This is a genomic window from Streptomyces sp. NPDC040410 (assembly GCF_055595715.1).
Map to the genome: position 1 here is coordinate 96,915 of NZ_JBVIVK010000013.1, position 8,601 is coordinate 105,515.

Below are 8,601 nucleotides of genomic sequence, written 5' to 3' on the forward strand. Positions count from 1 at the left end.
TGTCCATCGCGCCACCAAAAGGGGTGAACGGTCGTAACTTTCCCGTGCGGGCCGCGTTTCGTCGCGCTAAGAGAGCGCTTGCATACGCAACGTCACGCCGCGGTCAGCTCCCGGGATACGGCCAGGGATTGGCCCTGCAGTGGATCCCGTCATGGTCGAGGAACTTGGTCTGCTGCTGCATGACCGGGGCCGAATCGCCGTCCTTGTCACAGGTGACGTGGCTGTAGCCGAGCCGGTGGCCGACCTCGTGGTTGATCAGCATCTGCCGGTAGGCATGAATCTGGTCACCGTACGTCTTCGATCCCTTCGCCCATCGATAGGCGTTGATCATCACGCGTTCGGTGCTGGCCGAGTCGCACGAGACGTTGTCCTCGGTGGTGTCGAGGCCGGACTTGGCGCACCACTTCGCGGTCGTGCCGGGGCTGGCAAGGGTGATCACGAAGTCGGGCTTGCCGGAGTGGATGCGCTCGAAGGTACGGGCGCCGTTGTGGGCCCAGCTCCGGTCGTCGTTGAGGGTCTTCTGAACGGCCTGCGCGAACAGTTCGCCGTCCAGCCCGAGCCCCTGTTCCACGTCCACGCGGTACGTGTACTTCTGCCCCTTGCCGGGCGCCTTGTCGATGCCGGGAACCGCGTCGAACCTGCCCGAGCCCTCGAGCGTGGCGCTGAGGGCGTACGTCTTGTCCATCTTCTGGTCGTACGTCGGCATGGTCACGCCGGGAGAGGTGGAGGGCGTCGGCCGCCCGTCCCCGCGCGAGGCCGGGTCCCGGGCGTCCCTGGCCTTGTCGCTCGCGGACCGCGGCTGTGCGGCGGTGTCGTCGCGCCCGCCGGTGACCTGACCGGCCACGACGACGGCCAGCACGGTGGTGACGGCGGCGGCCGCGATCCCGGTGAACGCCCGCCCCTTGGAGCCCCGCGCCGCTGCGGGCTCGCCCGTCGGCTGGGCGCCGTCCTGATCGGGGTCGGTCTCGGACTCGGGCCGGCCGCGCCAGTCGGTGACGGAGGCGTACGGGTCGGCGGGGCCGCCGGGGGTACGGGGTGCGAAGAGGTCGACGTCCTCGTCGAAGGCGTCGACGTAGTCATGGCGCGGCCCTGCCGGGGCCGGCCGCGGTGGCGGGAGGGGAGCTCCGGGCAGCCCGGTGTACCCCGTGGCCGCGTGCCCGCTCAACTCCCCCCAGCCACCACCGGGTTCACGCTGCTCGGGGTGACCACCACGGACCCTGGGGAAGCCTCGGGCGGGGGTGCCGTCCGGAAGTCGCGGGGTGCCGTGCGGAAGCCGCGGGGTGCCGTGCGCGGGCGTGCCGTCGGGACCCCGCGGAAACCCGTGCCCGGGAGTGCCCTCCGCAAGCCGCGGAAAGCCATGCGCAGGCGTACCGTCCGGGAACCTGGCACCATGCGCGGGCGTACCGTCCGGGAACCTCGGGACACCACGCGCAGGCGTACCGTCCGGGAAAAGGGGCACTCCATGCGCCGGCGTACCGTCCGGGAACCTGGGAACACCACGCGCAGGCGTACCGTCCGGGAAAAGGGGCACTCCATGCGCCGGCGTACCGTCCGGAAACGGCGGTGCCCCCCGTGCCCCCGGTGCGTTCTGCGGCCCTCGCGAGCCTGCGGGGCCCTGAGCTCCCCTCGCCGCGGCAGCGTCCTCGGTGTCGCCCTTGGCGGCGGGCCGGACGGGCCCGCGGCGGCTGTGGCGTCCCACGTCGCCCCTCAGCTCCCCGCACTCTCGGCAGCGCGCGAGCCGTCCGTGCTCCCGGCATCCCCGGCACTCTCGCCCGCACCTACATCCTCAGCCAACTCCCCCGCATCCGCAAGGAGTTCGCGAAAGGCGCCGGCCACCGCATCCGGGTACTCCATCATCGCCACGTGCCCCGCCTCCGGCAGGGTGAGCAGGCGGGAGTCACGGAAGGAGCGGGCCGCCTTCTGAGCCATGCGGTGGCCGACGAGCTGGTCCCGGCCGCCGTAGACGAGGAGCGTCGGGGCGAGGACCCGTTCGGCCTGGCGCCACAGCGCGTGCTGCCCGCCCAGCGTGTACGCGCTGACGAGCCCGCGGGCGGAGCGCGTCAACGCGTCCCAGAAGTACGGCAGTTGCAGCCGCCGTTCCATCTCCTCCACGGCGTGGTGGAACCCCTCCGGTGTCACCCGGCCGGGGTCGCCGTAGCACAGGGCCATGACCCCGTGGACCCGCTGCTCCGCCGTCCACTCCTTGGTGAACCGGGTGAAGAGCGCGGCCACGCCGGGTACCGCGAGCAGTCCCGTCGGAACGGCGGTCCGCTGGACGCGGAGCTCCGGGAGGGCGGGCGAGACGAGCGTGAGCGTGCGTACGAGATCGGGCCGCATCGCGGCGACGCGCGTGGTGACCGCACCGCCGAGCGAGTTGCCGAAGAGGTGCACGGGCCCGCGTCCGGACGCGTCGAGGAAACGGATGACCGCGCGCGCGTGCCCCGTGACCGAGTAGTCGCCGTCGTCCGGCGGCGGGGAGTCGCCGAAGCCCGGCAGGTCGACGGCCTCGCCGTCGACGACCGCGTCGAGCTCCTGCATCAGCGCCGACCAGTTCTGCGAGGAGCCGCCGAGGCCATGTACGTACAGCGCGGGCGGCAGCGCCTCTCGCGCCGGCGGTCTCGACCGCACCGTCAGCGTGACCCCTGGCAGACCGACCGACCTGAGCCGCTCGCCCTCCGCGACCCTGACGGGCGCCACCTTCGGGAGCACGTTGGAGGCCGACACATACGGCAGCTCGGTCGAAGACATGCGGCAATGTTACGAGACGATCACGCTCTGACCCGTGTGTTCGCCGTCACAGAAGGCGCGCGGATCGCATAGCGTCCGGATCCCGTGTCTCCTAGGCTCGTACGCAGGGCACCCGCATGTGGCCCCCTGTTTCACCCAGGGACGTTCTAGGAAGGGAGCCCGCAATGACCGTCGACCCCACCGATCCCGAGACGTTCGAGAACGACGACACGCTGGAAGCCCCGGAGTTCGACGTCGAGGCCCCCGAGGACGACGCCGCCGAGCAGCTGGCGGACGTCAGGCCGGACCGGGACGACTCGCTGACCGATGCGGACCCGGACCGCGGTAACGAGGCCGACATCATCGAACAGGCCCGCGTCGTCTCCATCGACGAGGACGACTATCGGTGAGGCCACCGGGCGACGGGTGAGCTGCCCCGGAGAGCGCGCTGAGCAGGGGCGGGGCGCCCACTGCCCGTACTGTCCGCGTTCAAAACACTCTGCGCGGCTTTCGCTCCTGTCCGGTCCGTGAAATTCTGCGCTCTCACCGCGCACACCACGGTTACCGAAAAGTACGATGGCGGCGCGGCGCACACCGCATGTGGACGACATTGGGAGGCGGCGTGACAGCCATCGAGCAGACAGAGGCGGCACGCCCGAGGGGGACGCGCCTGCCGCGCCGTGCCCGACGGAACCAGTTGCTGGGCGCGGCACAGGAAGTGTTCGTGGCGCAGGGATACCACGCGGCCGCGATGGACGACATCGCCGAGCGGGCCGGCGTCAGCAAGCCGGTGCTCTACCAGCACTTCCCGGGCAAGCTCGACCTCTACCTCGCTCTGCTGGACCAGCACTGCGAGTCTCTGATCCAGGCTGTACGGAGCGCGCTCGCGTCGACGACCGACAACAAGCAGCGCGTACGGGCGACCATGGACGCCTATTTCGCGTATGTCGAGGACGACGGCGGAGCCTTCCGCCTGGTCTTCGAGTCGGACCTGACGAACGAGCCCGCGGTGCGCGAACGCGTCGACAAGGTCACCGTCGAGTGCGCCGAGGCGATCTGCGACGTCATCGCGGAGGACACGGGGCTCTCGCGCGCGGAGTCGATGCTGCTGGCCTCCGGCCTCGGCGGTCTCGCCCAGGTGGTGGCCCGTTCCTGGCTGCACAGCGACCGCAGCGTCCCGCGCGAGGAGGCGGTCCAGCTGCTGACCTCGCTGGCCTGGCGTGGCATCGCCGGTTTCCCGCTGCACGGCACCGAGCAGCACTGACACCGTGGCCGGGGGACGTTTGTTCCCGTCCGCTGTTCGCTCCTGGCGTTCTCGGGCGGAACATGTACGTCCCCTCACCGGGCTAATGTGTGCTGGGTACGGCGCGGAAGGTCGCGCACTTCACTGACCGTCGGAGGGACATAGCCGTGGAGGTCAAGATCGGCGTGCAGCACGCGCCTCGCGAGATCGTTCTGGAGAGCGGTCAGAGTGCCGAGGAGGTCGAGCGCGTGGTGTCCGAGGCACTTGCCGGAAAGACGCAGCTGCTGAGCCTCACGGACGAGCACGGCCGCAAGGTCCTGGTCCCGGCCGACCGTCTCGCCTACGTGGAGCTGGGCGAGCCGGCGCCGCGCAAGGTTGGCTTCGGCGCGCTGTAGGCAGCCGCAGTGAGAGGGCCCGGCGACATCTGGTCGCCGGGCCCTCGCACGTCCGTACGCGTGCGTACTTCCGCGCGGAAGCTTTCCCACGGATGCAGCACACCTCGGCCGCGGATGAGGGTTGCATTCCGCAGGTCACGGGTAAAACGGGCTACGACCGCAACGCGCAGGCCGGCCGTGGGAGGGACTGCATCATGTTCTTGGAAGCGCTCGGCTCCGCGCTGCTCGGTCTCGTCCTCGCGGGGGCGGCGGTCCACCAGCTGTCCCACCGCCTGCCCGCCCGCTCCCTGGTGCTGGCGACCGGGGTGGCCGGGAGCCTCTTCGGAGCGTTCCTCACGCACAGCGCCCTGGGCCCCGGCCACTTCCTGCTGAACCTCGCCGGCGCGGCGGTCGTCTCCGCGGCCTCGATGTCGCTGCTGCTGCGCCCGGCCGGGAGACTGCGGCGACGATCAGCGCCGGCGTGACCGCGGCCCGGGAGCGTCGGCGTAGCGACCCGGAAGACCGAGAGCGTGTGTCACAGGTTCTAAGCGGCCAGCCCCAGTGCCGCCATCCGTTTGGTGTGCGCCTCGGTGATCCGGGAGAACATCCGGCCGACCTCGGCGAGATCGAAGCCGTCCGCGACACCGCCCACGAGCATCGTCGACAGCGCGTCCCGGTCGGCGACCACCCGCTGGGACTGTGACAGGGCCTCGCCCATCAACCGCCGCGCCCACAGCGCGAGCCGCCCGCCCACGCGCGGGTCCGCGTCGATCGCCGCGCGCACCTTCTCGACGGCGAAGCCTGCGTGTCCGGTGTCGTCGAGGACGGCCAGGACGAGTTCCCGGGTGTCCGAGTCGAGGCGGGCAGCGACCTCCCGGTAGAAGTCACTGGCGATCGAGTCGCCGACATATGCCTTGACGAGTCCCTCCAGCCAGTCCGAGGGCGCCGTCTGCCTGTGGAAGCCGTCGAGCGCGGCCACGAACGGCTCCATCGCGTCGGTCGGCTCCGCGCCGATCTCGGTGAGCCGGTTCCGCAGCTTCTCGTAATGGTGGAACTCGGCCGACGCCATCTTCGCCAGCTCCGCCTTGTCCGTCAGCGTCGGCGCCAGCTTGGCGTCCTCCGCGAGCCGCTCGAAGGCCGCGAGCTCGCCGTAGGCGAGTGCGCCGAGCAGGTCCACGACGGCGGCCCGGTACTGCGGGTCGGCGGAAGCCTGCGCCCAGTCCTGGGCTGCGACTCCGGTTCCGCCGGAAGAGGCTGCCGAGGCTTCTGCGGGGGCGTCAGAGGTGTTGTCAGGCGTCGTCATGAAGCGCACAATAGCCCGCTCGCCGCACGGCGGAAGTCCCTGGTCAATCACTGTGACGACGACTACGTGACCAAATCGGCCATCGCGTGTGCGCGTTTCCGGGGTACAGTGGTAATGCGCCCGCCGAGTATGTGACGGGCCGCACGAATGAGGATGCCCGGTCGGTGGCCCGATCGGCTCCGACCCGACAGCCCTCCTCGTCCGTACGGCACTGTGCGTACGGAATCCGGAGGGGGACCCTCAGCGGTACGAGCGCTAGAGCGTCGGCAGTGGTCCCGTGTTTTACGGCTTGCCCGTAAGGCAGCCGACGTCCCCGGCACGGTCTGACACGACCCCCGCGCTCGCCTCGCGCCGCGCACACAGAAGAGGCAGCACCCTGACTACGACTTTCCGAGAGCTCGGAATCCTTCCCGAGACGGCCGAAGCCCTTGAAGCCGTCGGCATCATCAGCCCCTTCCCCATCCAGGAGATGACGCTCCCCGTTGCCCTGTCGGGCACCGACGTCATCGGCCAGGCCAAGACCGGCACCGGCAAGACGCTGGGCTTCGGCCTCCCGCTCCTCGAGCGCGTCACCGTCCCCGTCGACGTCGAGGCGGGCCGCGCCGAGCCCGAGGACCTCACCGACGCTCCCCAGGCGCTCGTCGTCGTCCCCACGCGCGAGCTGTGCACACAGGTCACCAACGACCTGCTGACCGCGGGCAAGGTGCGCAACGTACGCGTTCTCGCCATTTACGGCGGCCGGGCGTACGAGCCCCAGGTCGAGGCCCTGAAGCGGGGCGTCGACGTCGTCGTCGGCACCCCGGGCCGCCTGCTCGACCTCGCGGGCCAGAAGAAGCTCGACCTCAAGCACATCAAGTCGCTCGTCCTCGACGAGGCCGACGAGATGCTCGACCTCGGCTTTCTGCCCGACGTCGAGAAGATCATCAACATGCTGCCGGCGCGCCGTCAGACCATGCTGTTCTCGGCGACCATGCCGGGCGCGGTCATCGGTCTCGCGCGCCGCTACATGTCGCAGCCCACGCACATCCGCGCCACCGCGCCGGACGACGAGGGCGTGACGGTCGCGAACATCTCGCAGCACGTCTACCGCGCGCACAACATGGACAAGCCCGAGATGGTGGCGCGCATACTGCAGGCCGACGGCCGGGGACTGGTCATGGTCTTCTGCCGTACGAAGCGCACGGCGGCCGACCTCGCCGACCAGCTGGCTCAGCGCGGCTTCGCCTCCGGCGCGGTCCACGGCGACCTCGGCCAGGGCGCGCGTGAGCAGGCCCTGCGGGCCTTCCGCAACGGCAAGGTGGACGTGCTCGTCTGCACCGACGTCGCCGCACGCGGCATCGACGTCGAGGGTGTGACGCACGTCATCAACTACCAGTCCCCCGAGGACGAGAAGACGTACCTGCACCGCATCGGCCGTACCGGCCGCGCCGGCGCGAAGGGCATCGCGATCACGCTCGTCGACTGGGACGACATCCCGCGCTGGCAGCTGATCAACAAGGCGCTGGAGCTGAACTTCAACGATCCGCCGGAGACGTACTCCACCTCCCCGCACCTCTTCGAGGAGCTGAGCATCCCCGCGGGCACCAAGGGTGTCCTGCCGCGCTCGGAGCGCACGCGCGCCGGGCTCGACGCGGAGGAGCTGGAGGACCTCGGCGAGACCGGCGGCCGTGGTGCGCGCGGTCGCGGTGACCGTGGCGGTCGCGGTGACCGTGGCGGCCGGGGCGACCGGAACGAGTCCCGGTCCGCGGAGCGCGAGCGTTCGGCCCGTGCGCCGCGCCGGCGCCGTCGCACACGCGGCGGGACACCGCTGGAGGCGGACCCGACGTCGGTCGGTACGACGCCCGAGGACACGTCCGCGGCAGTCGTGGCCGACGGGAGCGCCGTAGCGGAGGACGCCACCGCGTCCCGCACGCTGCGCCGCCGTCGCCGCACGCGCGGTGGGGCGGCGACGGAGTCGGTACCGGTCGCCACCGAGGCCGCGGAAGCGGCTCTCACGACGGCGGAGGGTGCCGCTCCGGACGCGGCTCCCGCCGCCGATGCGCCCGCGAAGACGCGTCGTCGCCGGACACGCAAGTCGGCGGAGGCCACGGTGACTTCGGCGCAGAGCGCGACGGAGACCGCGCAGGCCGCGGACGTCACGGAGGCCGTGAAGGCTGCGGAGGCCGTGAAGGCTTCGGAGGCCGTGAAGGCTTCGGAGGCCGCTGAGACTTCTGAGGTTGCGAAGGCTGCGGAGGTTGCGGAGGTTGAGGCTCCCGCCGTCCAGCCGCGCCGCCGCACCCGCAAGGTCGCGGCTGCGGCCGAGACGGCCGTCGACACGGCGGAGGGTACGGAGGCGAAGCCCCGGCGCGCCCGCAAGGTCGCGGCTGCGGCTGAGTCGGCCGTCGACCCGGCCGAGACGACGGAGGCCGCGACGTCGCGGGGCCGCACCCGCAAGGTCGCGGCTGCCGCGGAGGCCGCCGTCGACACCGCCGACGCCGCGGAGGCCAAGCCGCGTCGTACGCGCAAGGCCGTCGAGGCCGTCCCTGCCGTTGTCGCCGAGATCCCGGCCCAGACGGCTCAGGAGCCGGAGACCACCGAGGCGAAGCCCCGGCGCACCCGGAAGGCCGCGGCCGCCGCCGAGACGGCCGTCGACACGGCGGAGGGTACGGAGGCGAAGCCCCGACGGACCCGCAAGTCCGCGGCGACGGCTGCCGCCGACACCGCCGAGGGTACGGAGGCCAAGCCGCGCCGGACCCGGAAGACCGCCGCGAGCACCGCGACCGCGGAAACCCCGGACACCACCGAGGCCAAGCCCCGCCGCACCCGCAAGACCGCGGCCGCCGCCGAGACAGCCATCGACACCGCCGAAGGCACCGAAGCCAAGCCGCGCCGGACCCGGAAGACCGCCGCGAGCACCGCGACCGCGGAAACCCCGGACACCACCGAGGCCAAGCCCCGCCGCACCCGCAAGACCG

8 protein-coding genes are annotated in these 8,601 nt (G+C 71.5%); 5 read left to right on the forward strand and 3 right to left on the reverse strand.

What is annotated here, in order from left to right; genetic code table 11:
- Nucleotides 1–103: 103 nt before the first annotated feature.
- A complete protein-coding gene (locus ACZ562_RS25000; protein ID WP_471183101.1) occupies nt 104–1,699 on the reverse strand; it encodes a DUF3152 domain-containing protein in 1,596 nt (531 codons plus the stop codon).
- Between the two features lie 8 nt (nt 1,700–1,707).
- Nucleotides 1,708–2,748, reverse strand: a complete 1,041-nt coding sequence (locus tag ACZ562_RS25005; protein ID WP_471183103.1) for an alpha/beta fold hydrolase — start codon at nt 2,746–2,748, stop codon at nt 1,708–1,710.
- A 164-nt stretch (nt 2,749–2,912) separates the two neighbouring features.
- On the opposite strand from ACZ562_RS25005, the gene ACZ562_RS25010 reads away from it, so the two are divergent.
- The 4 genes from ACZ562_RS25010 to ACZ562_RS25025 all read left to right on the forward strand — a co-directional run bounded on the left by ACZ562_RS25010 (nt 2,913) and on the right by ACZ562_RS25025 (nt 4,829).
- Complete coding sequence (locus ACZ562_RS25010) at nt 2,913–3,137, forward strand: hypothetical protein (protein ID WP_471183106.1); 225 nt, start codon at nt 2,913–2,915, stop codon at nt 3,135–3,137.
- Nucleotides 3,138–3,349: 212 nt separating this feature from the next.
- A complete protein-coding gene (locus ACZ562_RS25015; protein WP_471183109.1) occupies nt 3,350–3,991 on the forward strand; it encodes a TetR/AcrR family transcriptional regulator in 642 nt (213 codons plus the stop codon).
- Nucleotides 3,992–4,137: 146 nt separating this feature from the next.
- Nucleotides 4,138–4,365: a DUF3107 domain-containing protein gene (locus ACZ562_RS25020; RefSeq protein ID WP_471183112.1), complete on the forward strand. Its 228-nt coding sequence runs from the start codon at nt 4,138–4,140 to the stop codon at nt 4,363–4,365.
- A 194-nt stretch (nt 4,366–4,559) separates the two neighbouring features.
- Nucleotides 4,560–4,829 (forward strand): hypothetical protein, encoded by a 270-nt coding sequence (locus ACZ562_RS25025; protein WP_471183115.1) that lies wholly within the window; start codon nt 4,560–4,562, stop codon nt 4,827–4,829.
- 59 nt (nt 4,830–4,888) lie between these two features.
- Here the strand turns inward: ACZ562_RS25025 and ACZ562_RS25030 are convergent, their stop codons facing one another.
- A complete protein-coding gene (locus ACZ562_RS25030) occupies nt 4,889–5,656 on the reverse strand; it encodes a ferritin-like domain-containing protein (RefSeq protein ID WP_471183118.1) in 768 nt (255 codons plus the stop codon).
- 460 nt (nt 5,657–6,116) lie between these two features.
- Between ACZ562_RS25030 and ACZ562_RS25035 the strand changes: the two genes are divergently transcribed.
- On the forward strand, nt 6,117–8,601 hold a 2,485-nt coding region (locus tag ACZ562_RS25035; protein ID WP_471183121.1), incomplete at its 3' end, for a DEAD/DEAH box helicase.

Excerpts from the sequence above, each read along its gene's own strand:
- ACZ562_RS25010 (WP_471183106.1), top strand. The coding sequence starts at position 2,913 with ATGACCGTCGACCCCACCGATCCCGAGACGTTCGAGAACGACGACACG.
- ACZ562_RS25025 (WP_471183115.1), top strand. The coding sequence starts at position 4,560 with ATGTTCTTGGAAGCGCTCGGCTCCGCGCTGCTCGGTCTCGTCCTCGCG.
- ACZ562_RS25005 (WP_471183103.1), bottom strand. The coding sequence starts at position 2,748 with ATGTCTTCGACCGAGCTGCCGTATGTGTCGGCCTCCAACGTGCTCCCG.